The organism is Devosia sp. Z11_6, assembly GCF_058133665.1.
This window is the reverse complement of record NZ_JBYUNQ010000001.1, coordinates 365,734-387,690: the sequence shown is the minus strand read 5'-3', so window position 1 is coordinate 387,690 and position 21,957 is coordinate 365,734. Positions and strand designations below refer to the sequence as shown.

Annotated in this window: 24 protein-coding genes and 1 other RNA gene; 11 read left to right on the top strand and 14 right to left on the bottom strand. The window is 63.6% G+C overall.

Features of this window, described 5'->3' with window-relative positions:
- Positions 1–3: 3 nt before the first annotated feature.
- The 6 genes from tolR to ruvC all read right to left on the bottom strand — a co-directional run bounded on the left by tolR (position 4) and on the right by ruvC (position 4,045).
- Entirely contained in the window at positions 4–447 is a 444-nt protein-coding gene (tolR, locus tag AC3YMN_RS01855) for a protein TolR (RefSeq protein ID WP_172124115.1), read from the bottom strand.
- Between the two features lies 1 nt (position 448).
- The gene (gene tolQ / locus AC3YMN_RS01850; protein ID WP_127755285.1) at positions 449–1,150 is read right to left on the bottom strand and encodes a protein TolQ; all 702 of its coding nucleotides are present in this window, start codon (positions 1,148–1,150) and stop codon (positions 449–451) included.
- Positions 1,151–1,360: 210 nt separating this feature from the next.
- Positions 1,361–1,753 carry a tol-pal system-associated acyl-CoA thioesterase gene (gene ybgC, locus AC3YMN_RS01845; RefSeq protein WP_489888713.1) on the bottom strand — a complete coding sequence of 131 codons (393 nt, stop codon included), beginning with the start codon at positions 1,751–1,753 and terminating at the stop codon, positions 1,361–1,363.
- 33 nt (positions 1,754–1,786) lie between these two features.
- Positions 1,787–2,827 (bottom strand): Holliday junction branch migration DNA helicase RuvB, encoded by a 1,041-nt coding sequence (gene ruvB, locus AC3YMN_RS01840; RefSeq protein WP_127753957.1) that lies wholly within the window; start codon positions 2,825–2,827, stop codon positions 1,787–1,789.
- A gap of 97 nt (positions 2,828–2,924) precedes the next feature.
- Positions 2,925–3,542, bottom strand: coding sequence for a Holliday junction branch migration protein RuvA (ruvA, locus tag AC3YMN_RS01835; protein ID WP_489888712.1), 618 nt, complete (start codon positions 3,540–3,542; stop codon positions 2,925–2,927).
- The gene (ruvC, locus tag AC3YMN_RS01830) at positions 3,539–4,045 is read right to left on the bottom strand and encodes a crossover junction endodeoxyribonuclease RuvC (protein ID WP_127753959.1); all 507 of its coding nucleotides are present in this window, start codon (positions 4,043–4,045) and stop codon (positions 3,539–3,541) included. The genes ruvA and ruvC overlap by 4 nt, the downstream gene beginning before the upstream one ends.
- A 311-nt stretch (positions 4,046–4,356) precedes the next feature.
- Here ruvC and AC3YMN_RS01825 point away from each other — a divergent pair, with 311 nt between their 5' ends.
- Entirely contained in the window at positions 4,357–5,148 is a 792-nt protein-coding gene (locus AC3YMN_RS01825; RefSeq protein ID WP_489888711.1) for a GGDEF domain-containing protein, read from the top strand.
- 16 nt (positions 5,149–5,164) lie between these two features.
- Here the strand turns inward: AC3YMN_RS01825 and AC3YMN_RS01820 are convergent, their stop codons facing one another.
- The 4 genes from AC3YMN_RS01820 to ssrS form a co-directional block, all read right to left on the bottom strand.
- Positions 5,165–5,911, bottom strand: coding sequence for a YebC/PmpR family DNA-binding transcriptional regulator (locus AC3YMN_RS01820; RefSeq protein WP_489888710.1), 747 nt, complete (start codon positions 5,909–5,911; stop codon positions 5,165–5,167).
- A 72-nt stretch (positions 5,912–5,983) separates the two neighbouring features.
- Positions 5,984–6,799, bottom strand: coding sequence for a TIGR00282 family metallophosphoesterase (locus AC3YMN_RS01815; RefSeq protein WP_489888709.1), 816 nt, complete (start codon positions 6,797–6,799; stop codon positions 5,984–5,986).
- The gene (locus AC3YMN_RS01810) at positions 6,799–7,383 is read right to left on the bottom strand and encodes a 5-formyltetrahydrofolate cyclo-ligase (RefSeq protein WP_489888708.1); all 585 of its coding nucleotides are present in this window, start codon (positions 7,381–7,383) and stop codon (positions 6,799–6,801) included. Before AC3YMN_RS01810 ends, AC3YMN_RS01815 begins: the two co-directional genes overlap by 1 nt.
- A gap of 27 nt (positions 7,384–7,410) precedes the next feature.
- Positions 7,411–7,569: non-coding RNA, 6S RNA (gene ssrS / locus AC3YMN_RS01805), on the bottom strand.
- 201 nt (positions 7,570–7,770) lie between these two features.
- Between ssrS and AC3YMN_RS01800 the strand changes: the two genes are divergently transcribed.
- Positions 7,771–8,727, top strand: coding sequence for a lytic transglycosylase domain-containing protein (locus tag AC3YMN_RS01800; protein ID WP_489888707.1), 957 nt, complete (start codon positions 7,771–7,773; stop codon positions 8,725–8,727).
- Positions 8,728–8,729: 2 nt separating this feature from the next.
- Here AC3YMN_RS01800 and AC3YMN_RS01795 read toward each other — a convergent pair whose 3' ends face one another.
- Both AC3YMN_RS01795 and AC3YMN_RS01790 read right to left on the bottom strand, forming a co-directional pair.
- Positions 8,730–9,107 carry a cell division protein ZapA gene (locus AC3YMN_RS01795; protein WP_127753965.1) on the bottom strand — a complete coding sequence of 126 codons (378 nt, stop codon included), beginning with the start codon at positions 9,105–9,107 and terminating at the stop codon, positions 8,730–8,732.
- Between the two features lie 3 nt (positions 9,108–9,110).
- Complete coding sequence (locus tag AC3YMN_RS01790; protein WP_127753966.1) at positions 9,111–9,398, bottom strand: DUF4164 family protein; 288 nt, start codon at positions 9,396–9,398, stop codon at positions 9,111–9,113.
- A gap of 191 nt (positions 9,399–9,589) precedes the next feature.
- Here AC3YMN_RS01790 and tkt point away from each other — a divergent pair, with 191 nt between their 5' ends.
- The 9 genes from tkt to AC3YMN_RS01745 all read left to right on the top strand — a co-directional run bounded on the left by tkt (position 9,590) and on the right by AC3YMN_RS01745 (position 19,307).
- On the top strand, positions 9,590–11,569 hold the full coding sequence (gene tkt / locus AC3YMN_RS01785; protein WP_489888705.1) for a transketolase: 1,980 nt from the start codon (positions 9,590–9,592) through the stop codon (positions 11,567–11,569).
- 46 nt (positions 11,570–11,615) lie between these two features.
- Positions 11,616–12,623: a type I glyceraldehyde-3-phosphate dehydrogenase gene (gene gap / locus AC3YMN_RS01780; RefSeq protein WP_489888704.1), complete on the top strand. Its 1,008-nt coding sequence runs from the start codon at positions 11,616–11,618 to the stop codon at positions 12,621–12,623.
- A gap of 134 nt (positions 12,624–12,757) precedes the next feature.
- On the top strand, positions 12,758–13,294 hold the full coding sequence (locus tag AC3YMN_RS01775; RefSeq protein WP_489888703.1) for a putative glycolipid-binding domain-containing protein: 537 nt from the start codon (positions 12,758–12,760) through the stop codon (positions 13,292–13,294).
- A gap of 72 nt (positions 13,295–13,366) precedes the next feature.
- A complete protein-coding gene (locus tag AC3YMN_RS01770; RefSeq protein ID WP_489888702.1) occupies positions 13,367–14,569 on the top strand; it encodes a phosphoglycerate kinase in 1,203 nt (400 codons plus the stop codon).
- A 117-nt stretch (positions 14,570–14,686) separates the two neighbouring features.
- Positions 14,687–15,718: a class I fructose-bisphosphate aldolase gene (locus AC3YMN_RS01765; RefSeq protein ID WP_489888701.1), complete on the top strand. Its 1,032-nt coding sequence runs from the start codon at positions 14,687–14,689 to the stop codon at positions 15,716–15,718.
- Positions 15,719–15,884: 166 nt separating this feature from the next.
- On the top strand, positions 15,885–16,487 hold the full coding sequence (locus AC3YMN_RS01760; RefSeq protein ID WP_489888700.1) for a thiamine phosphate synthase: 603 nt from the start codon (positions 15,885–15,887) through the stop codon (positions 16,485–16,487).
- On the top strand, positions 16,484–17,827 hold the full coding sequence (locus AC3YMN_RS01755) for a tetratricopeptide repeat protein (RefSeq protein WP_489888699.1): 1,344 nt from the start codon (positions 16,484–16,486) through the stop codon (positions 17,825–17,827). Before AC3YMN_RS01760 ends, AC3YMN_RS01755 begins: the two co-directional genes overlap by 4 nt.
- A gap of 115 nt (positions 17,828–17,942) precedes the next feature.
- Positions 17,943–18,509 (top strand): elongation factor P, encoded by a 567-nt coding sequence (gene efp, locus AC3YMN_RS01750; protein WP_127753973.1) that lies wholly within the window; start codon positions 17,943–17,945, stop codon positions 18,507–18,509.
- Between the two features lie 3 nt (positions 18,510–18,512).
- Complete coding sequence (locus AC3YMN_RS01745) at positions 18,513–19,307, top strand: inositol monophosphatase family protein (protein ID WP_127753974.1); 795 nt, start codon at positions 18,513–18,515, stop codon at positions 19,305–19,307.
- A gap of 11 nt (positions 19,308–19,318) precedes the next feature.
- Here AC3YMN_RS01745 and AC3YMN_RS01740 read toward each other — a convergent pair whose 3' ends face one another.
- Together AC3YMN_RS01740 and AC3YMN_RS01735 are read right to left on the bottom strand one after the other, a co-directional pair.
- Positions 19,319–20,383: a sensor histidine kinase gene (locus AC3YMN_RS01740; protein ID WP_489888698.1), complete on the bottom strand. Its 1,065-nt coding sequence runs from the start codon at positions 20,381–20,383 to the stop codon at positions 19,319–19,321.
- A complete protein-coding gene (locus tag AC3YMN_RS01735; protein ID WP_489888697.1) occupies positions 20,367–21,869 on the bottom strand; it encodes an ATPase domain-containing protein in 1,503 nt (500 codons plus the stop codon). The genes AC3YMN_RS01740 and AC3YMN_RS01735 overlap by 17 nt, the downstream gene beginning before the upstream one ends.
- Positions 21,870–21,957 lie beyond the last annotated feature (88 nt).

The following is a 21,957-nucleotide window of genomic DNA, read 5'->3' as shown; positions in this document are numbered from 1 at the left end:
CGACTAATTTTCCTGTTGCGTGATAAGGCCGATCTTGGTGTAGCCACCAGCCGACAGCAGCCCCATGACCCGCATCACCGCGCCGTAATTGGCGGTGGTGTCCCCCCGAAGAAAGATACGATCCTCGGTGCCATTGACGGCCTGCTGCGACACCGTCGCGACGAGGTCGGCTTCACTGACGGGATCCTCACCCACAAAGATGGCGCCCTCGGGCGTGACTGCCACGGTGATTGGCTGGGTCTGGCTCGAGAGCTCGCCGGCAGCCGTACGCGGCAGGTCGATTGGTACGCCAGCCGTCATCATCGGTGCTGCCACCATGAAGATGATCAGCAGCACCAGCATCACGTCCACCATCGGCGTGATGTTGATTTCGCTCATCACCGCTTTCTTGCGGCCACGGCGACGACGACCGCCGCCTCCGCCACCCGATGCTACGCCCATGCCCATATCAGCGGCTCCGCGCTTCGAGTTGGCGGCTCAGAATGGTCGAGAACTCGTCGGCAAAGCCTTCGAGCCGCCCGATCATCTTGCCCGCATCAGCGGAAAGCTTGTTGTAGGCGATAACCGCGGGAATAGCGGCCACGAGGCCAATGGCCGTTGCAAACAGCGCCTCGGCAATCGGGCCGGCCACAACAGCCAGATTGGTATTTGAGGACGCGGCAATGGCGGTGAACGCATTCATGATGCCCCACACCGTGCCGAACAGGCCGATAAAGGGGCCGGCGGAGCCAACAGTGGCCAAAAAGCCGAGACGCTTTTCGAGGTTCTCGCTTTCGCGCGAAATGGCGACATCGAGCACCTTGTCGAGCCGCTGCTGCATGCCGACGAAAGAAGCCGCGTTCTGCTCGTGGCTGCGCTTCCATTCCTTCATTGCGGCAACAAACACGGCGCCCAGCCCACCCGAAGTGCGCTCGGACTGCTGCTGGTACAGCTCCTCCAGCGATTGCCCCGACCAGAAGGTGCGCTCGAAGCGGTTCATCTCCGCCTGCATGCGGCGATAAGTGAGGGTCTTGTCTATGATAATGGCCCAGCACCAGACCGAGGCCGCAAGCAAGCCCAGCATCACTGACTTCACGATCCAGTCGGCCGCCCAGAACAGGCCCCAAATAGATAAGTCCGTGTGCGGCGCTACTGCGCCCACCGCATCCATGGCTTCCATGTCGTGATCCTTCTGGCTGGCCTCTTGCTGCCGGCCCGTGCACCCGTGGCGATGGGGCCCAAATCTGTCAAAATTAAGAGAAAAGCCTTGCCTAACGGAGCGTTGAGAGCACCGGTGCAAGTACTACTCTTTCTGTGACCCGATTATGGTCAAGAAGAGGTTAACAAACCGCCCACCGCCGCCATGCGACGCCACGCCGCGCTAATCGGCCAGGGCGCGCAGTGCTGCCGGCAGCCGTGTCGGCTTGCCGCCCATGTTGATCGCCACCACGACGACCTGGGTATCGACCAGCAGTTCGGCGTCGCGCCACACGCCTTGGCTCAACTGCAGGCGCGCGCCGCTTGCCCCTGCCACCAGCGTTTCCACCCGCAGCACATCATCGATGTGCGCGGCCGCCCGGAAGTCGAGCTGCATGCTGCGTACGGCAAAGGCCAGCCCTTCCCGGCCCAGTTCGGCATGGTGGATGCCTTGCGCCCGCAGCAACTCGGTGCGCGCCCGCTCCATGAACTTGAGGTAAGCGGCATGGTACACATTGCCGGAGAAATCGGTGTCCTCATAATAGACCCGAACAGCAAAAACATGCGGCTCAGCCATGGCGCAACCGGCTGATCTGGCGGATCTTCCGGCTCACGGCTCCTCGGGCTCCTCGAACAAGGTTGCTTGCGTCCCGATAAAGCCCTGCGGCACGCTCTTGCCCAGGTGCTGGAAGGCTGTGCCCGTCAGCATTCGCCCCCGAGAAGTGCGCTGTATGAAACCTTGCTGGATCAGATAAGGCTCGACAATCTCCTCGATCGCGTCACGCGGCTCGCTCAGCGCAGCCGCAATGGTCTCGATCCCTACGGGCCCCCCGCCATAGAAATCGGCAATCATCGTCAGATAGCGCCGATCCAGTTGATCGAGTCCGCGGGCATCCACGTCGAGCCGCAACAAGGCCTTGTCGGCAATGGCCCGCGTGATCTCGCTCGAGCCCTCGACCAGCGCAAAATCCGTTACCCGCCGCAACAGCCGGCCGGCAATGCGGGGTGTCCCGCGCGAACGGCGCGCGATCTCCAGCGCGCCGTCGGGCGCCATCGGCGTGCCCAACAGCCGGGCGCCGCGCTGCACGATCTGCACCAGCTCTTCGGGCGTATAAAAATTGAGGCGCACGGGAATGCCGAAGCGATCCCGCAGCGGCGTGGTCAACAAGCCCGCCCGCGTCGTCGCGCCCACCAGTGTGAACCGCGCCAGATCGATCCGCACCGAGCGTGCCGCCGGCCCCTCCCCGATGATCAGGTCAAGCTGGAAATCCTCCATGGCGGGATACAGCACTTCCTCAATCGCCGGGTTGAGGCGGTGGATCTCGTCGATAAACAGCACATCGCGATCTTCGAGATTGGTTAGGAGTGCCGCCAGATCCCCAGCCTTGGCGATCACCGGGCCAGAAGTCGCGCGAAAGCCCACGCCGAGCTCGCGCGAAATGATCTGCGCCAATGTGGTCTTGCCCAGGCCAGGCGGCCCCACAAACAACACATGATCGAGCGCCGCACCGCGCTTCTTGGCGGCCTCGATGAACACCTCAAGATTGGCACGCGCCGCCGCCTGCCCGACAAATTCCGAAAAGCCGGACGGGCGCAGTGCCACATCCAGTGGCTCATCGCGCCCGGCAACGGGAGAAGTAAGATCGGTCAAACGGATGCCCTGACTTGCGTTAGCGGGAGCACCATGGCTGTCTCCAACATCATGTTCGCCGGCTCAGCGCTGGCGGCGGAGCGGCTCGGAAAGACCATCACTGGCTCAACTCGCGCAGGCCCAGCCGGATCAGCTTTTCGGTCGCGGTATCATCCCCCTCACGGGCCACAACCCGCGCCAGGGCGGCGGAAGCTTGCGCCCCCGAATACCCCAGATTGACCAAAGCGGAAACCGCATCGGCTACATTCCCGCCGGCGGTTCCTTCGCCCAAGGCGGTCTGCAGCCCGAGCGTGCCCGCGTCAATGCCCCCGCCCTGCGGCGCCTTGCCCTTGAGCTCGGTCACCAATCGCAACGCCAGCTTGGGCCCAACCCCATTGGCCCGCCCGATCATCGCCTTGTCACCTAGTGCAATAGCGCTCGACAATTCCGATGGTGACAGGGCGGACAGGATCCCAAGCGCCACCCGCGCGCCAACGCCCTGCACGGTCATGAGGAGGTTGAACCAGCCCTTTTCGGCTTCGCTGCCAAAGCCATAAAGCCGGATCATGTCTTCGCGCACCACGGTTTCGATGAACACCACGGTTGCTTCCCCGACCCGGGGCAATCCCTGCAAAGTGCGCGACGAGCAAAAGGCCTCGTAGCAGACCCCTCCCACATCGATGAGCACATGATCATCGCCAAAGCTGTCGACGGCACCCTTGAGCTTGCCGATCATGCGCTCATCCGTGCCCGTTGCGCCGCAACCCGGTGATGGGCATGGCAGATCGCGATCGCAAGTGCGTCGGCCGCGTCGGCGCCCTTGATCTTGGCCGTGGGCAGCAAGGTCTTGACCATCAGCGCCACCTGTTCCTTTTCCGCGTGCCCGGTGCCCACGATCGATTTCTTGACGAGATTGGTGGCATATTCCGCCACCGGAATGCCGCGATGGGCCGGCGTCATCAGCGCCACCCCCCTCGCCTGTCCCAGGATCAGCGCCGAGCGTGGTCCCGAGTTCACGAAGGTTTCTTCCACCGCCGCCTCATCGGGCGCAAACCGCTCCAGCAGGTCCAGCAACTCCGTAAAAAGGATCGCGAGGCGCTGCGCCAATTCGCCTTCCGTGGGCGGAGTGACCGTGCCGCAGGCGATGAATTGCAGCTTGTTGCCCTGGGTTTCGATTACCCCCCAACCGCAGCGCCGCAGTCCTGGATCGATGCCGATGATTCGCACTGGTGGTGTCATGTTTCACCCATACCTGAAGGCGCTTCTCCTACCAAGCAGAAGTGAACAAAGCAGCAACGGAGCCCTGTGGAAGAAGCGACACGCGTAAAATTCCACCCATTGCACAAACCCCATTTTCAAGAAGCGCCTTCTAGGTTCGGCAATGTTCATGAAGGGGCATTAACTTATGAGCTGTGACCTGGTTTGCTGCGCCCCTTTGGCGCCGCGACGCTTCTGTGCATTGCCGCGCCTGACCGCGTTACCCCGCCCTGGGCACTCGCTCGCGTCTGCGCTCACCACCTATGGGCAGCGCCCGGAAAGGTGGGTAGCCAATGGCTAGCCCTTTTCAGGATAGCATCGGGGGGAGCGGCTCACGTACCTGGTCGAGCGTCACCCGCTGGACCGTGTTCGGCACCTTGGGCTGCGTCCTGGTTTCCGTCGGGTTCAATGCCCTGCTATTTGAGAATTTAGGTGGTGCAGCGCTGCAACGGGCGATGATCAGCGCTACGGTGCTACCCATCTTCCTGGGCGTGCCGCTGCTTTTTCTCCTGAGCTTGCGGCTGCGGCGCCTTGCCATTGCCAATCGCCGGCTGGGCATGGTCGCCCGCACGGACAGCCTCACCTCTTGTCTGAATCGCGGCGCCTTCACCGCCCAGGTGACGACGCAGTTGGCGCGCGCCGACAGCACCCCGGGCGGTGCCTTGCTGGTGATCGACGCCGACAACTTCAAATCGATCAACGATCGGTTCGGCCACGATGCCGGCGACCTTGCCCTGACGGTGATCGCCCGGGCGATCCGCTCGGTGCTGCGGGCGGGAGATCTGGTGGGGCGGATGGGCGGCGAGGAATTTGGCGTGTTCCTGCCCGGCGTCGATGCCGACATTACGCGCGCTATTGCCGAACGCATCCGCAGCGCGGTCAATGAAGCTGAATTTGTGCCGCGCGGCACCGTACAAGCCCTGTCCGTCAGCATTGGTGGCGCTGTGTTCGGCAGCGCCATCGGTTTTTCCGAATTGTTCCGGATTGCCGATCAGCGCCTTTATGACGCCAAGCAAACCGGCCGCAATCGCGTGACGATCGTCGCGGCCGATCAGTTCTTCCCCCAGGCCCTGCAACGCGCCTGAGGAACCTTGTCGAGGCTTAGTCGGCCAGCTTGGCCATGGCCTCGTCGCTCATCTCGAAGTTGGAATAAACATTCTGCACGTCATCGTCTTCTTCGAGCGTAGCGATCAACTTCATCAGCGTCGCGCCCTTGTCGGCATCGATGGGGGTATTGGTCTGCGGCTTCCACACGGCCTTGACTGATTCTGCTTCGCCCAGTGCCTTTTCCAGCGCGGCGGCCACTTCCACCATCGCCTCAAAGCTCGTGTAGATATAGTGGCCCTCTTCGTCGCTTTCGACGTCATCGGCGCCTGCCTCGATGGCGGCTTCCATGATCTCGTCGGCACTGCCGGCGCTTGCCGGATAGGTGATCTCGCCAACCTTGTCGAACATGAACCCGACCGAGTTGGTTTCCCCCATCGCGCCGCCATTCTTGGAGAAGTAGGAGCGCACATTGGAGGCGGTGCGATTGCGATTGTCGGTCAGCGTTTCCACGATGATCGCGACGCCACCTGGGCCATAGCCCTCATAGCGGATTTCGTCATAGTTCTCGCCGTCGCTGCCGATCGCCTTCTTGATAGCGCGATCGATGTTGTCCTTGGGCATGGACTGGGCGCGCGCATTGGTCACCGCCAGGCGCAACCGGGAATTGAAAGCCGGATCGGGCATGCCCATCTTGGCCGCCACCGTGATTTCGCGCGCCAGCTTGGAAAAGACCTTGGAACGCACCGCATCGCTTTTGCCTTTGCGGTGCATGATGTTCTTGGCATGTGAATGGCCGGCCATCGGTCAGTCCTTGGGGTCTGGTGTTGTTGTGGTGGCGCGTTATAGGCAAGCCCGGCGCGAATGTGAAGCGGGCTAGAACTCGGGCAACGCCTGCGCCAAGACCCCGCCCACCCGCACCGGCAGCACCTTGACCGCCAGTCCCGTGCGCGGATCGGTTTCCACCGCCACGCCGCACAAGGTCGCTTCCCCTTCGGCTGGCGTGAACCGGCCATTGGCAATGCCGGTGAGGAACCGGTTCAGCGGCTCGTCGGGGTCCACCCCGATCACCGAGTCGTAGTCCCCGCACATGCCCGCATCCGCCAGCAGCGCCGTGCCGCCCTTGAGAATGCGCAAGTCAGCCGTCGGGATATGGGTGTGGGTGCCGACCACCAGGCTCGCCCGCCCATCGAGAAAGTGCCCCATGCCCTGGATTTCGGAAGTGGCCTCGGTGTGAAAATCCACGATAATTGCGTCGGCCTGCTCGCCCAGCGGACAGGCGGCGATCGCCGCTTCCACCGCCCGGAACGGATCATCGGCTGGCCCCATGAACACGCGCCCGAGCGCGTTGATCACCAGCACCCGATGCCCGTTGCGGCCCTCGATAAACATCGCCCCGCGACCGGGGGTGCCTGGCGCCATGTTGATGGGCCGCACCAGCGTCGTTTCCCGCTCGATAAACGAGATGGTGTCGCGCTGGTCGAAGGCATGATCGCCCAGGGTCACGATATCGGCGCCGGCCGCCCGGATGCCGTTGAAATGCGGCTCGGTCAGCCCGCGCCCATGGCTGGCATTTTCCCCGTTCACCACCACAAAATCAAAGCCGTAGCGCTCGATCAATCCGGGCAGGCGATCGGCAATTCCCTCGCGGCCTGCACGGCCCACGACGTCGCCCAAGAATAGAAATTTCATTATCTGCCGCCGAACTGTCGAATGCCGGTTTCCGTTATCACAGCGTCCAGCGCAATGTCATGCTCGTCCCGGGGAATGGCGTCAAACTCTTGCGCGCTGTAAGCCAGGCCGACCATCAGTGGCCGCCCTTCCCGCTCGGCAAAGCTGCGGTCATAATAACCACCGCCATAGCCCAGCCGGGTGCCCAGCCGGTCAAAGCCCAAAAGAGGCACCAGCACCAGGTCCGGGTGGGCGTGAGGCGCAAGTTCGGAGGGAGCGAGCGTGCCGAACCCCGCCGGGTAAAGCGGTGCGTCCGGCTCCCACACTCGCATCTGCAGCGGGCCGTGCGGCCGGACTATCGCCGGCAACACCACGGTGCGGCCATCATCGAGCAAGCGCAGCAAAATTGGCCGGCAATCCAGCTCATCCACCAGCGGCCAATAGCCCGCGATCACCTGGGCGAGCCCGAACCGAGGCTCGGAAAAAAATAGCTGGGTAACACTCTCGGCCGCCTGGGCCCGCTCGCCGGCGGGGAGCGCCGCCCGGCGGGCCTTTGCCGCTTGTCGCAAGCTCGCCTTGGTGTCTTCGTTACGCTCAACAACCATAAGGCGCTTTGTTGCCTGTCGCGAAAATAAGGTGCCACCCTGGCCGTGGGATAGGCGATCCCGGGAACCTACTTACGTAGGTGGGCGCCGTATGTCCGAGCCCACGGGCCCGGTCAGGGACAGCTCCCTTTAGGATCGATAAGGCCCCGGGGATATTGGTATCCAACACGCACCGGGCAGCGCTCGACATATAAGCCTTTCGCAGGCGGGTGCAAAGGGCCGCGCAGCACAAAATCTGGCAAATCGCGGCGGGCCAATTAACCCGCTATATGTCGACCAATCCGATGGCGTCTTGGATCCTGCCGCCCTTTAACTCATTCTAGCCCTGCGCAGCCCTCTGGCGGTGTGCATTCTGGGGCCGCTCGGGACATGAACTTGGTGAAGTCTTTGCCGACATGGCGATCGAAATCCCTGGCGTGGCTGACAGCGCTGCTCCTGATGGTGCTCGCGCAGCCCGCCGCGCTTGGCGTGGAAACCCAGTCCGCCGCGGAGTCCGCCAATCCAGAGGAGCCCGAGGAGCCCACCCCCTCCTGCTTCACCCTCAATGACGAGGCGGTTTGCATCGCTGAAACCAGCTATGTCGCCGATGTCTGCAGCGCCATTTCCCGCTTTTCCAACCATTACGAGATTCCCGAAGCGTTTCTTGCCCGCCTGATCTGGCAGGAAAGCCGCTTCGATCCGCAAGCCATCAGCCCCGCCGGAGCGCAGGGCATTGCCCAGTTCATGCCGGGCACCGCCCGCCTGCGCGCACTCGACAACCCCTTCGACCCCGCCCAGGCGCTGGCCCGTTCGGCCGAATATCTGGGCTTCCTGCAGGAAAAATTCGGCAATCTTGGCCTTGCCGCTGCGGCTTACAACGGTGGCGAAGCCCGCCTCTCGCGCTATCTCGCCGGCACCGGCGGGCTACCAGCCGAAACGCGCAACTATGTCTCGGTAATCACCGGCCGCCCCGCCGATTACTGGCGCAACGACGCGCCCGAGCCGGTCGACTTCACCCTCGAGCCTGAAAGCCCATTCCTCGATTCCTGCCTCGACATGGCCTCGGCGGTCAAAATTCCCAACCTGGATACCACCAATGCTGCCTGGCAGCCTTGGGGCGTGCTGATTGCCCAGCACAACACCAGCGAAGTCGCCCGCAACCGCTTCGATACCGCTCAAAACAAATTTTCCAAGGTGCTGGGTGAGGAAAAGCTGCTGCTGATCACCGTGCGCAATCCCAATTTCGGGCGTCAATTGCGCTTTTCGGCCATGGTAGGCCGCCCTACCCGGCAGGAAGCCAACGCCCTATGCGACCGCTTGATGGCTGCCGGAGGCAACTGCATCGTCCAGAAAAACGGCTCCTGAACTTATTTCTGGGGGCCGACCGCCGTTTCGTCCAACACCCCGGCGACAATTTCGAGCGAGCGCGCGGCCTGCTCGAGCTTGCCGGCAAAGCGCTGCTCGAGCGCATCCATTTCCCCGGCGATCTGCTGGCCGGCGGCGCTCAACTGCTCGATTTCAGCCTGCAACGCCGCTATGCGCTTTTCGGCTTCCGCCAGTTCATCGACCACGGCGATCCCGGCCATTACCGTGAGGCGCGTATCCCCGATTTCCCCGACCACTCCCTTGATCGCATCCACCTCCCCATCAAAGCGCTTGGCCAAGCCAATCAGGTGTTTTTGCTGGCCTTCTTCGCACGCCATCCGATAGCGGCGGCCATTGATCTCGACATTGACTTCAGGCATCGCCTACTCCGCTTTGGCCAGCACTTCGCGCACGGTTTCCATGGCCGCCACAAGCCGACGCGACACCTCATGGGCGCTGTCGTCGAGGCGCTTGGCCTTGGCCGCGGTCTTGTCCAGCTCGCTTGCCAGCCGAGCCCGCTCAGTTACCAGTCGCTGCGTATCGACCTCGATGCGGTTGAGCCGTTGCATGCGCTGCTGCAGATTGGCCGAACTGGTTTCGAGTCGCGCCAAGGCACGATCAAATCGCGCTACTGCCGCGCTGATCCCGTCTTGAAGTTCGCTCTCACTCATCGCCAACAACACTTTCTGCGACCGATCATTCCAGCCCCTGCAGGGTGCCCCAGCGCCCTGTCTAATGCAACGGCCTTCCCACCCACGGCAATTGACAGGGTGGTCGAACCTGTTATGCCTCGAACCCGCCTCGGGACGCTGGCACAAGCGGTCTTGCGTCCCGCCTTTTGTGCCACCGAAACGAGCGGACAATGACCAATACACCCCAGCAGAACGATCTGGCTAACGCCATCCGCTCCCTTTCGATGGATGCGGTGGAAAAGGCCAATTCCGGCCATCCCGGCCTGCCCATGGGCTGCGCGGATATTGCCACCGTGCTGTTCACCAAGATCATGAAGTTCGATCCCACCGATCACAAATGGCCTGATCGTGACCGTTTTGTGTTGTCGGCCGGCCACGGCTCCATGCTGCTCTACTCGGTGCTGTACCTGACCGGTTATCCGGATATGACCATCGAGGAAATCAAGAATTTCCGCCAGTTGGGCTCCAAGACCGCTGGCCACCCCGAATATCATTTCGCCCCAGGCATCGAAACCACCACTGGCCCGCTCGGCCAGGGCGTCGGCAATGCCGTCGGCATGGCCATCGCAGAAGCCAAGCTCGCTGCCGAGTTCGGCGAAAGCGTGATGAACCACTACACCTATGTGCTTGCTGGTGACGGTTGTCTGATGGAAGGCATCTCCCAGGAAGCCATTACCCTCGCCGGTCACCTCAAGCTCAACAAGCTGGTGCTGATCTGGGACAACAACGGCATCACCATTGACGGCAAGGTTTCCAACGCGGACTCCACCGACCAGCTGGCCCGCTTCCAGGCCTCGGGCTGGAACACGGTGGCCGTTGATGGCCACGACCAGGACGCCATCGAAGCGGCGCTGCGCGACGCGCGCAACAGCGACAAGCCCACCATGATCGCGGCCAAGACCACCATCGGCTTTGGCGCCCCCAAGAAGGCCGGCTCCGAAAAGGTCCACGGCTCCCCGCTGGGCGCCGAGGAACTGGCCGGCGCCAAGGCCGCGCTCGGCATCGACTACCCCGCCTTTGAAATCCCGGCCGCCACCCTGGACGCCTGGCGCGCGGCCGGCGCTCGCGGTGCCCAGGCCCGCGCCGCCTGGGCCGAGCAGTTCGCGGCTCTGCCTGCTGACCAGCGCTCGGAGTTCGACCGCCGCTTCCGTGGCGATCTGCCCGAGGGCTATGCCAAGGTCGTCAGCGACTACAAGCGCAAGCTCACCGAAGAAAAACCCAAGGTTGCAACCCGCAAGTCGAGCCAGATGGCGCTCGAAGTCATCAACGGCGTCGTTCCCGAAACCCTGGGCGGCTCGGCCGATCTCACCGGCTCCAACCTCACCAACACCACCCAGACTCTGCCCTTCACCGACACCGACCGCCTCGGCCGCTACATGCGCTATGGCATTCGCGAGCACGGCATGGCGGCGGCCATGAACGGCATTGCGCTGCATGGGGGCCTCATCCCTTATGGGGGCACCTTCCTCGTCTTCAGCGATTACGCCCGTCCATCCATTCGCCTGTCGGCGCTGATGACCCAGCGCGTCATTTATGTGATGACCCACGACTCCATCGGCCTGGGTGAAGACGGCCCCACCCACCAGCCCATCGAGCATCTCGCCGCCCTGCGTGCCATTCCGAACCTCCTCGTCTTCCGTCCGGCCGATGCCGTGGAAGCGCTGGAATGCTGGCAACTCGCGGTGGAAACCAAGGACGCGCCGTCGCTCCTGGCCCTGTCGCGTCAAAATCTGCCCACGGTGCGCACCGAGTTCACCGAGGAAAACCGCTCCGCCAAGGGCGCCTATACCCTCGCCGGCGATGCCGACGCGCAGGCCGTGATCTTCGCCACCGGCTCGGAAGTCGAAATAGCGCTGGCCGGCAAGAAGCTGCTCGACGAGCAGGGCATTTCCGCTCGCGTCGTGTCCGTGCCCTGCATGGAGCTCTTTGCCGCCCAGGATGAAGCCTACCAGAACGAGATCATCGGCTCGGCCAAAGCCCGCGTCGCGGTGGAAGCGGGCATCAGCCTCTCCTGGGGCACCTTGCTTGGTCCTAAGGGCAAGTTCATCGGCCTGCATGCCTTTGGCGCTTCGGGCCCGATCGACAAACTCTACGAATACTTCGGCATCACGCCTCAAGGTATTGTTGAAGCGGTAACCGCGCAGCTGTAAGAGAACCCACCTCCCCTTTTCCCTTCCTCCTCAAGGAGTGCCTCCCATGGCAGTTCGCGTCGCCATCAATGGCTTTGGTCGTATTGGCCGCAACATCCTGCGCGCCATCATCGAGTCGGGCCGCACCGATATCGAAGTGGTCGCCATCAACGATCTGGGTCCGGTGGAAACCAATGCCCACCTCATCCGCTTCGACAGCGTACATGGCCGCTTTCCCGGCACCGTGACCGTGGCCGGCGACACCATCGATGTGGGCCGCGGCCCCATCAAGGTGACCGCCGTCAAGAACCCGGCCGAACTGCCCCACCGCGAGATGAACATCGACATCGTGCTCGAATGCACGGGCATCTTCACCTCCAAGGAAAAGGCCTCCGCCCACCTGCAGGCCGGCGCCAAGAAAGTGCTCGTGTCTGCCCCTGCGGAAGGCGCTGACCTGACCGTGGTATACGGCATCAACCATCAGCAGCTGACCAAGGATCACGTGGTCGTTTCCAACGCCTCGTGCACCACCAACTGCCTCGCGCCGCTCGCCTATGTGTTGCACAAGGAATTCGGCATCGAAAAGGGGATGATGACCACCATCCATTCCTATACCGGTGACCAGCCGACCCTCGACACCATGCACAAGGATCTCTATCGCGGCCGCGCTGCGGCCCTGTCGCAGATCCCGACCTCGACCGGCGCCGCCAAGGCCATCGGCCTCGTCCTGCCCGAACTCAAGGGCAAGCTCGACGGCGTCTCGATCCGCGTGCCGACCCCCAACGTGTCCTGCGTCGATTTCAAGTTCATCTCCTCGCGCAATGTCACGGCCCAGGAAGTCAACGACGCGATCAAGCGCTACGCCGATGGCGAGCTCAAGAACGTGCTGGGCTATACCGATCAGCCCAATGTCTCGATCGACTTCAACCACGACCCCCACTCCTCCACCATGGCGCTCGAGCAGACCAAGGTGATGGACGGCAATTTCGTTTCGGTCCTGTCCTGGTACGACAACGAATGGGGCTTCTCGAACCGCATGTGCGACACCACAGTCGCCCTCGCCAAGACCCTCTAACCTTCCGCCCCTTAGTCAATGATAGTTCAGTCGACACCCTCCCCCTAGCGGGGAGGGATCAAGGGTGGGGGCGGCTAGCCCCAATATCTTCTGCTGGCTAGTATCGCCCGAGCGGCATGCAACAGGGGCTAGCGATGTTGAACAAGTCCATCCGCTGGCGCGGCCTCGACCCCGTCACCCTCGAGCACTGCCACATCATCCCCGCTAGCTCGGGCACCCGCATCCGGGGCACGGTGATCACCCCCGATTACGGCCTCTTCTACCGCCTCAAGCTCGATGAGGCCGGCCTCGCGCGCAGCATCCGCGTCGAACGCACCGATGGCGCGGTGCTGGAACTGTTCGCCAACGGTGCCGGCAGTTGGTCCGACGATCGCGCCGAACCCCTGCCCTCCCTCAATGGCTGCCTCGACATCGATCTCTGGCCCACCCCGCTCACCAATTCGCTCCCGATCTGGCGCAGCGCCTGGGTCGACAACCAGCCGCAGCGCTTTGCCATGGCCTGGATCGATGGCGACGACATGACCGTTCGGCGCGAAGAACAGCTCTACACCCGGCTCGACCCCACCCACTTCCGCTTCCAAAGCAACAATGGCAGCTTCGAACGCGTTCTTGAACTCGACGGCGAGGGTCTTGTGCTCGACTATCCCGGCCTCTTCGAACGAGCCGACTGAAGCCCCCACAAGGCGGCTTCCCCGTTTCCCCCGTCTCTGCTACGCCCCCAGCAACACAGATCCGGAGCCAGCATGACCGCCTCCTTCAAGACCCTTGATGACTTTGATCTCGCCGGCAAGCGCGTCCTGGTTCGCGCCGACCTCAACGTGCCCGTTGCTGACGGCAAGGTCACCGATGCCACCCGCATCGAGCGCCTGGTACCCACCATCCGCCGCATCACCGAAGCCGGCGGCAAGGCCATCCTCCTCTCCCATTTCGGCCGGCCCAAGGGCGTGTTTAACCACGACTATTCGCTCGAACAGGTCGTCCCCGCCATTGTGGAAGCCGTGGGCGTACCCGTTGGCTTCATCCTGACCGATTGGAACGACGTCTCCAACGCCCAGCGCGGCATCGATACCGGCCCCGATGGCGCCGTTTATGTGCTCGAAAACACGCGCTTCCACCCCGGCGAGGAAAAGAACGATCCCGAACTCGCCGCTCGCATGGCCAGCCTCGGTGACCTCTATGTCAACGACGCCTTCTCGGCCGCTCACCGCGCCCATGCCTCCACCGAAGCCATCGCCCACCTGCTGCCCGCCGCGGCTGGCCTTGCCATGCAGGCCGAGCTCGAAGCCCTGGAAGCAGGCCTCGGCAACCCCAAAAAGCCGGTTATTGCCCTGGTCGGCGGCGCCAAGGTCTCCTCCAAAATCGACCTCCTCGAAAACCTCGTCACCCGGGTCGACACCCTGGTGATCGGCGGCGGCATGGCCAACACCTTCCTTTTTGCCCAGGGCCATGACATCGGCAAATCGCTCTGCGAAAAGGACCTCGCCGACACGGCCCGCCGCATCCTCGACGCCGCCCAATCCGCCGGCTGCACCATCATCCTGCCGGTTGATGGCGTCGTCGCCACCGAGTTCAAGGCCAATGCCGCCAACCAGACCGTCGCCGCCGACGCGGTCCCGACCGATGCCATGATCCTCGATGTCGGCCCCCGTTCGGTCGAGCAGATCAACGCTGCCATCGATGCCGCCCAGACCCTTGTGTGGAATGGCCCCCTGGGCGCTTTCGAAATGACGCCCTTTGATGCCGGCACCGTTGCCGTGGCCCAGCACGCCGCCGAGCGCACCCGCGGCAATGGCCTCGTTTCGGTTGCTGGCGGCGGCGACACTGTCGCGGCCCTCGCGCATGCCGGGGTCAAGGACAGCTTCACCTATGTTTCGACCGCCGGCGGCGCTTTCCTTGAATGGATGGAAGGCAAGCCCCTGCCCGGTGTCCAGGCACTCACCCGCTGAACCTCAGGAGGGGTCCATCAACTCGGACCCCTCCACCTTGGTTGCATAACCATTCGTCTAATCGACTTTCTAAGGCAGAAGTCTAACTTCCTCCTCAAAGAAACTGAGGGGACTTCCATGCCAATGTCGCTCAATGCCGTCGCGCAAAAATTGATGGAGCCGGGAAAAGGCATCCTTGCCGCCGACGAGTCCGAGCCCACCATCGCCAAGCGCTTTGCCAAGATCAACCTGCCCAACTCGCTCGATCTGCGCCGCGACTACCGCGAAATGCTCTTCCGCTCCGAAGAAGCCATGCGCAACTATATCTCGGGCGTGATCCTGACCGAGGAAACCCTCGAACAGCACGCTGCCGACGGCACCTCGTTCCGTGCCATCATGGCCGATGCCGATGTGATCCCCGGCATCAAGGTGGATCGCGGCGCCTTCCCCATGCCCGGCGATACCGGCGAAAAGATCACCGAGGGCCTCGATGGCCTGCGCCAGCGCCTCGAGCAATATGCCCGCCTCGGCGCCGGCTTTGCCAAGTGGCGCGCCGTCATCACCATCAATGACATTGCCCCCACCCGCAACAATATCCGCGCCAACGCCCATGCCCTGGCGCGCTACGCCATTCTCTGCCAGGAAGCCGGTATCGTGCCAGTCGTCGAGCCCGAAGTCGTCGGCGATGGCGAGCCCGGCAACCATTCGCTGGAGCGCAACGCTCAGGTCACCGGCGATGTGCTCGAGAACGTCTTCAAGGAACTGCGCCTCGCTGGCGTTGACCTTGGCGGCATGCTGCTCAAGCCAAATATGGTGCTCCCGGGCGTCAATTCGCGCGATCGGCCGACCGTGGATGATGTTGCCCGCCGCACCGTGGAAGTGCTGCGCGAGCATGTGCCAGCCGCCGTTCCCGGCATCGCCTTCCTTTCGGGCGGCCAGACCGACGAGGAAGCCACCTCCCACCTTTCGGCGATGAACAAGATCGGGGGCCTGCCCTGGCCGCTGACCTTCTCTTATGGCCGCGCGCTGCAAAACGTTGCCCTGCGCACCTGGGCCGGCCGCCGCGAGAACTTTCCCCAGGCTCAGGCCGCCTTTACCCATCGCGCCCGCATGAACTCGCTGGCCGCACTGGGCCAGTGGACCCACGAACAGGATCGCATCGCCGCCTAGGCGCCTCATCCTCCTTTTCGGCCGGCGACAGCGCTTTGCGGCGCTGCCGCCGGCCTTTGCTTGCCGCCATTGCGCATGAGGCGCGTTTGCCCTTATGGGAGAGCGACCCTTTTGTCGCCCCAATGGCGCGCCACAACCCCGGTGCGTCCCCTCGTTCCGGAATCCCATGGCTCCTCAGCTTTTGCTTCTCACGCCCGCCGCTGCAACGCCCGAGTTGGCTCCAGCCGCACTGATGGGTGTGCTGAGCGCGGCGCCCGTTGCGGCGCTGCTTGTGCGTCGCGGCCAACGCAACGACGCCGATTATGCCACGCTGGCCAAGAACTTCATCAATATCGGCCAAGGCGCCGGCTGCGCCGTGCTGCTCGAGGATGACTGGGCCCTGGCCAAGCGCCTCGGTGCCGATGGCGTGCACATCACCGGCGACGAGGACGATGTTCGCGCCGCTCTGAAGGCCCTAAAGCCCGCCATGATCGTGGGGGCCGGCCCCGTATCCACCCGGCACGATGCCATGGTCCGGGGCGAACTCGATGTGGATTACCTCTGGTTCGGTGCCCTTGATGGTGAGCCCGACGCCGCCGCACCCGATCTGGCGCAATGGTGGGCCGAAACCTTCGAAATCCCTGCTGTGCTGCACGATCCCGCCGCGAGCGAAGGCCATGCCGATGCCCGCGGCGCCGAGTTCCTGGCTCTCGGCAACAGCATCTGGTCCGCCCCCTCTCCGGCCCAGGCACTGGCGCAACTCGCTCAAAGCTTAGGGGTAACCGCATGATCAGGGGCCTCCTGCTACTCGCCATAGCGCTCCTGCCCCTTTCGGCCGGGGCGCAGGAACTGCCGCCCCAGCCCAGGCCACGCCCCGCGCCGCCTTCGAGCGAAGCACCGGCGACCAGCCAACCCACAGCCGCGACCGAAGCGCCATTGCCTGGCGAGCCCGCGCCTGTGCCGGACGCCCCACCAGCCGATGAGCCGGCCGCGACCCCCGATATGCCACCCGCCGGCGAACCCGGCGACAGCACCCAAGCGCCACCCACGCCAGATGCCGCGCCGCCGGAAACCGAAACCGCTCCCGACGCAAACGCCGGTCCCCGCCTCCCTGTGGACGAAGCCTTTGGCGCCTTTCAGCGCGGCTACTTCCTCACCGCCCTCGAATACGCGCTGCCGCGCGCCGAAAAAGGCGATGCCGCGGCACAAACCTTGATTGCCGAGATCTTCGCCAAGGGCTTGGGCGTCGCCCAGAACGAGGAGCGTGCCGCCGGTTGGTACCGGCTTGCCTCCAACAACGGCGACATCCTCGCGACCTTCGAACTCGCACTGCTTTATCAGGACGGCGTTGGCGTCGAGCGCGACCGCAAGCGTGCCGCCGAGCTCTTCGCCAAGGCGGCTGAGGGCGGCTATATTCCCGCCAAATACAACATGGCGCTGCTGCATGTGGAAGGCATCTACGCCACCCCCAGCCTTGTCACAGCCGCAACCCTGATGAAGGAAGCCGCCGACGCCGAATTGCCTGAAGCCCGGTATGACTACGGCTCCATGTTGATCGAAGGAGCGGGCAGCCCACCCAATCCAGTCGAGGGTGCCCGCTATATCGCCCTTGCGGCCGAACAAGGCCTTGTCCCCGCCCAGATCGACTACGCCACCCTGCTTTATCTTGGCCAGGGCGTGGAAAAGAACGTCGAGGAAGCCGCGCGCTGGTATCGCACCGCCGCTGAAGCGGGCAATCCGGTGGCGCAGAACCGCTTTGCCAAGCTCCTGGCCGTTGGCGAGGGCATTGAGCTCAACCTTGAGGACGCGGCCATGTACCGCGCCCTCGCCCGACGCCAGGGCTTGAGCGATCCCTCCCTTGATCGTCTCCTGGTCTCGCTTTCACCCGAAGGGCTTGCTCGCGCCGAGGAGCGCGCCCGCTTCTGGCCGTCCACCCCCCCAGCTGCCCCAGCTCCTGCTGAGCCTGCCGGTGCCGAGCCGGCGCCCGAAACGCCGCCACCAGCCGACGCGCCATCCTTGCCAGGCCCGCTGGACGAAGGCCAGGCCCCGGCCGCGGCGGCCCCCTCCTCGCCGCTGCCCGGACCGGACCCGGTTCCCGAGCTGGTCGCGCCTCCACCGCAAAGCCCTTGAACCGCGTCCCGTTCTAAGGCAAAAAGCTGCCCACGCCCGACCCTCCCGTTCTTTGGCCAATCGCATAACCTGCGCTCGGCCCAAGCCGACAATTGCGCACCGAAAGCATCTGTTTATGGCCAAGATCAATGGCAACGAAGTCCGCCCCGGTTTCGTCATCAACCACCAGGACCGCCTCTGGGTCGCCGTCAAGGTAGACCACGTCAAGCCCGGCAAGGGCGGCGCCTATGCCCAGGTAGAGCTCAAGGCCATCCTTGGCGGCACCAAGCTCAACGAGCGTTTCCGCTCCGCTGAAACCGTCGAACAGGTCGAACTGGAGTTTCGCGATTTCACCTATCTCTATGAGCAGGGTGACAATCTGGTTTTCATGGATCAGGACAGTTTCGAGCAGGTTGAGCTGCCCCGCGAATTCGTCGGGGAGCGCGCAGCCTTCCTGCAAGACGGCATGAAAATCACGCTCGAAATGCACGAAGACACCCCCTTGGGCATCCGCTTCCCCGCTAATGTTGTGCTCGAAGTCACCGAGGCCGATCCGGTGCAAAAGGGCCAGACCGCGTCCAACCAGTTCAAGCCTGCTATCGTGTCCAATGGCCTGCGTGTCATGGTGCCGCCCTTTATTGCGGTGGGCGAACGCATCGTGGTGGATACCACCGAGGCCACCTATATGCGCCGGGCGGATTGATCCATGTCTCGTTCAGCTCTCCTCAATGTCATGGTTTCGGCCGCCATCAAGGCCGGCAAGTCGCTCACCAAGGATTTTGGCGAAGTCGAGTCGCTGCAGGTTTCCCGCAAGGGTCCCGCCGATTTCGTGTCCAAGGCCGATCTGCGCGCCGAACAGATCGTCTTTGATGAACTGCGCAAGGCCCGCCCGACCTATGCGTTCCTGATGGAAGAAGGCGGCGAAGTGGCCGGCACGGACGGCCAGCACCGCTGGATCGTCGATCCGCTCGATGGCACCACCAATTTCCTCCATTCCATCCCGCTCTTCGCCTGCGCCATCGCGCTTGAGCGGGGCGGCGAGATCGTTGCCTCGGTGATCTTCAATCCCGTGATGGACGAACTCTATACCGCCGAAAAGGGGGGCGGCGCCTGGCTCAATGATCGCCGGCGCCTGCGTGTAGCGTCGCGTCGCCATCTGGCCGATGCGGTGGTTTCCACCGGCATCAAGACCCAGGGCACGGCCAATGATGCGCTGCAGCTGCGCCAGGTGGCCGCCATCAACCCCGCCATCGCCGGGCTTCGCCGGTCGGGCTCCATCTCGGTGGATATGGCTTGGCTGGCTTCAGGGCGCTTCGATGCGCTGTGGGAAGCCGGTCTGGCACCGTGGGACGTGGCGCCTGGCCTGCTGATGGTCAAGGAAGCTGGCGGCTTTGTTTCCGATTATGCCGGCAGCACCGGCTCGGTTGCCAACGGCCAGATCGTGGCAGGCAACGAAGCGCTCCAGCCCGCTCTGCTCAAGCAGTTGCAGGCTATCCGGTAAGGCGCTCCAATCTAGAGCGCCTCGGCGACGAAATCCGGCACCACCGAATAGGTCAGCCCCGCCATGGGGCCGACAAACCGCACATCCAGCCCGTCGGGCAGGTACGCGACGGTCACCTGCCCCAGGCCCGCCAGCGTCGTGCGGATCAGGCGCGAGCCAAACCCCTTGACCGCCGGCTCAGCCACGGGCGGGCCGCCCTGTTCGCGCCAGGTCAGCTCGAGCTGTTCCCCGCTCGTGACTTCCCAGCTGACCCTCACATGGCCTGCCGCGGTCGATAGCGCCCCATACTTGACAGCGTTGGTCGCCAGTTCGTGGAACACCAAGGCAAACGACAGCGCCGCCTGTGGCGATATCTCGAAATCGGGCCCGTCCAGGGTGAAATGCGTGCCGTCCCCATCATGCACGCTGACCGACGCCACCACCAGCTGGCGGAACATCGCGCTATGAAAATCGGTGGTCAGCAACAGATCGTGCGCCCGCGCCAGCGCGGCGAAGCGTTCCACCAGCCGGTCCTTGACCGGCCCCATTTCGGGGAATGGCCGCATGGTCTGGGACACGATCGATTGCAGCACCGCGATGGTGTTCTTGACCCGGTGCGCCAGCTCGCGCGTCATCAGCCGCTGCCGCGCCGCACTTTGTTCGAGTTCACGCAGATGGTCGCGCGTCTGGAACTGCCGGCGCCGCCCGCCCAGCGCCCAGGCAACCGCACTCAGCAGTGTCGCCGAGCCCATCGGCTTTTCCAGCATCATTACATTGCTCAGCTCGGGCGGCAGCAGGGCATGCGCCGCATTGGGCGACAACTCGGCATTGCGCCGCCCGATGATGAAGACGAACGGGTAGGACGACCAGCTCGGCTGATCTTCCAGCGCCTTGACCAACACGGACCAATCGCGCCCGACCATGGCATCTTCGGTCAGCACCACCGCGCCGGTATCGTCGCCCAGCGCCTCGCCGAGCTCGTTGAGCGAATGAACCACATTGGTCTCGAACTTGCGGGTCGCAAGGATCGAGCACACGCTTTGGGCATCACGTCCGAGCGGGGCCAGGACGTGGACCACCTCACTCCGGTTGTGCATCGGTGCGGCTCTCGATCAGCCGGCCTTCGGCGCCGATATATTCGGGCGTGCCCGTCATGACGCCCTTGAAGTCCGTCAGGCGTTCCCCAATCCGCACGCCATGGGAATCCACCGCCAATTCACGAATGGAGTCTTCGTGATAGCCGCCGCGGTTCTTGATCACCGATACGGCCTTGCGCAACCGCCCTTCGGCTTCAAAGAACCGGAACAACAGCACCACATCGGCGATATAGGAGATGTTGAGCTGGCTGGTGCTCATCGTCCCCATGATCCCCGATTGCGGGTTGACCAGCAGCGTCAGCACGCCCTGTTGGCTGAGATAGGCCAGCAACTCATGCAGCTGCAGCAACAGCTGCTTTTCCTCGGGCATGGACACCAGATAACCGTTCATGCTGTCGATGATCAGCACCTTGACCTGGCGCTGCTCCACTTCCTGGCGCACGCGCCAGGCAAACTCACCCGGGGCAATTTCGGCCGGCTCGACCTGCTCGATCTTGAGCAGACCGCTTTGGATAAATTTGCCCGGATCGAGCCCCATGCTCCTGGCCCGCGCCATCAGCGTGCCGATCCGCTCGTCGAACTGGTACATGGTGACCGCCTCGCCCCGCGCGCAGGCAGCCATCGCGTACTGGATCGAGACGGTGGATTTGCCCGCCCCCGCCGGGCCGGTCAGCAGCGTACAAGTGCCGCGCAAAGGCCCCCCGCCCAGCAAGGCGTCGAGCTCAGGCACCCCGCTTGGCACCGCGGTACCGGGAAATTCACTATGGTGATGGGAGGCGATGAGGCGCGGATACACTTTCATGCCCCCGCGCTGGATGGTGACATCGTGAAAGCCGCCGATGAAGTCGATGCCGCGCATCTTTTGCACTTCGATCCGCCGCCGCGCCGCGCCAAACTCGAGCGTATTGCGCTCAAGCGTAATCACCCCATGCGCCAACGAATGCAGATGGGCGTCGCGCACGCCATTCCCGCCGGTAAGGTCATCGACCAGGATCACGGTGATGTTCTTGCCCGCAAAATACTGTTTCAGCGCCAGCACCTGCCGGCGGTAGCGCAGCGAATCCTGGCTCAGCAGCCGCAACTCCGACAGGCTGTCGAACACCACGCGTTTGGGCGACACTTCCTCGACCCGCTTGATCAGCAGCTCGACTGTCGCCGTCAGTTCCACTTCCCAGGGATGGATCAGCGTTTGCTCGCGCCCGCCGCCCAGCACATCGGCGGCCGAGGACAGCTCGAACAGGTCGATCTTGTCCAGCGTCCAACCGTGTGAATCCGCCACCGCTGCGATTTCCTCGCTGGTTTCGGACAAGGTGATGTAAAGGCATTTCTCGTTCTGGCGCACGCCCTCGAACAGGAACTGCAGGCCCATCGTGGTCTTGCCCGAACCCGGCGCCCCTTCCAGTAGATACAGCCGCCCAGGCGTCAGCCCACCCCGCAAAACGATATCAAGTCCAGCGGTGCCAGTCAGAATACGAGGGTCGGCCATTAGTGTTGTGTTCCACCGGGGATTTGCTGTCGGCTGCAGCCATTGCGCCGATCTTCTTACTTATTCCCCTCAATTCCGTCGACGTGCT

Excerpts from the sequence above, each read along its gene's own strand:
- tolR (WP_172124115.1), bottom strand. The coding sequence starts at position 447 with ATGGGCATGGGCGTAGCATCGGGTGGCGGAGGCGGCGGTCGTCGTCGC.
- tolQ (WP_127755285.1), bottom strand. The coding sequence starts at position 1,150 with ATGGATGCGGTGGGCGCAGTAGCGCCGCACACGGACTTATCTATTTGG.
- ybgC (WP_489888713.1), bottom strand. The coding sequence starts at position 1,753 with ATGGCTGAGCCGCATGTTTTTGCTGTTCGGGTCTATTATGAGGACACC.
- ruvA (WP_489888712.1), bottom strand. The coding sequence starts at position 3,542 with ATGATCGGCAAGCTCAAGGGTGCCGTCGACAGCTTTGGCGATGATCAT.
- ruvC (WP_127753959.1), bottom strand. The coding sequence starts at position 4,045 with ATGACACCACCAGTGCGAATCATCGGCATCGATCCAGGACTGCGGCGC.
- AC3YMN_RS01825 (WP_489888711.1), top strand. The coding sequence starts at position 4,357 with ATGGCTAGCCCTTTTCAGGATAGCATCGGGGGGAGCGGCTCACGTACC.
- AC3YMN_RS01820 (WP_489888710.1), bottom strand. The coding sequence starts at position 5,911 with ATGGCCGGCCATTCACATGCCAAGAACATCATGCACCGCAAAGGCAAA.
- AC3YMN_RS01815 (WP_489888709.1), bottom strand. The coding sequence starts at position 6,799 with ATGAAATTTCTATTCTTGGGCGACGTCGTGGGCCGTGCAGGCCGCGAG.
- AC3YMN_RS01810 (WP_489888708.1), bottom strand. The coding sequence starts at position 7,383 with ATGGTTGTTGAGCGTAACGAAGACACCAAGGCGAGCTTGCGACAAGCG.
- AC3YMN_RS01795 (WP_127753965.1), bottom strand. The coding sequence starts at position 9,107 with ATGCCTGAAGTCAATGTCGAGATCAATGGCCGCCGCTATCGGATGGCG.
- AC3YMN_RS01790 (WP_127753966.1), bottom strand. The coding sequence starts at position 9,398 with ATGAGTGAGAGCGAACTTCAAGACGGGATCAGCGCGGCAGTAGCGCGA.
- tkt (WP_489888705.1), top strand. The coding sequence starts at position 9,590 with ATGACCAATACACCCCAGCAGAACGATCTGGCTAACGCCATCCGCTCC.
- gap (WP_489888704.1), top strand. The coding sequence starts at position 11,616 with ATGGCAGTTCGCGTCGCCATCAATGGCTTTGGTCGTATTGGCCGCAAC.
- AC3YMN_RS01775 (WP_489888703.1), top strand. The coding sequence starts at position 12,758 with ATGTTGAACAAGTCCATCCGCTGGCGCGGCCTCGACCCCGTCACCCTC.
- AC3YMN_RS01770 (WP_489888702.1), top strand. The coding sequence starts at position 13,367 with ATGACCGCCTCCTTCAAGACCCTTGATGACTTTGATCTCGCCGGCAAG.
- AC3YMN_RS01765 (WP_489888701.1), top strand. The coding sequence starts at position 14,687 with ATGCCAATGTCGCTCAATGCCGTCGCGCAAAAATTGATGGAGCCGGGA.
- AC3YMN_RS01760 (WP_489888700.1), top strand. The coding sequence starts at position 15,885 with ATGGCTCCTCAGCTTTTGCTTCTCACGCCCGCCGCTGCAACGCCCGAG.
- AC3YMN_RS01755 (WP_489888699.1), top strand. The coding sequence starts at position 16,484 with ATGATCAGGGGCCTCCTGCTACTCGCCATAGCGCTCCTGCCCCTTTCG.
- efp (WP_127753973.1), top strand. The coding sequence starts at position 17,943 with ATGGCCAAGATCAATGGCAACGAAGTCCGCCCCGGTTTCGTCATCAAC.
- AC3YMN_RS01745 (WP_127753974.1), top strand. The coding sequence starts at position 18,513 with ATGTCTCGTTCAGCTCTCCTCAATGTCATGGTTTCGGCCGCCATCAAG.
- AC3YMN_RS01740 (WP_489888698.1), bottom strand. The coding sequence starts at position 20,383 with ATGCACAACCGGAGTGAGGTGGTCCACGTCCTGGCCCCGCTCGGACGT.
- AC3YMN_RS01735 (WP_489888697.1), bottom strand. The coding sequence starts at position 21,869 with ATGGCCGACCCTCGTATTCTGACTGGCACCGCTGGACTTGATATCGTT.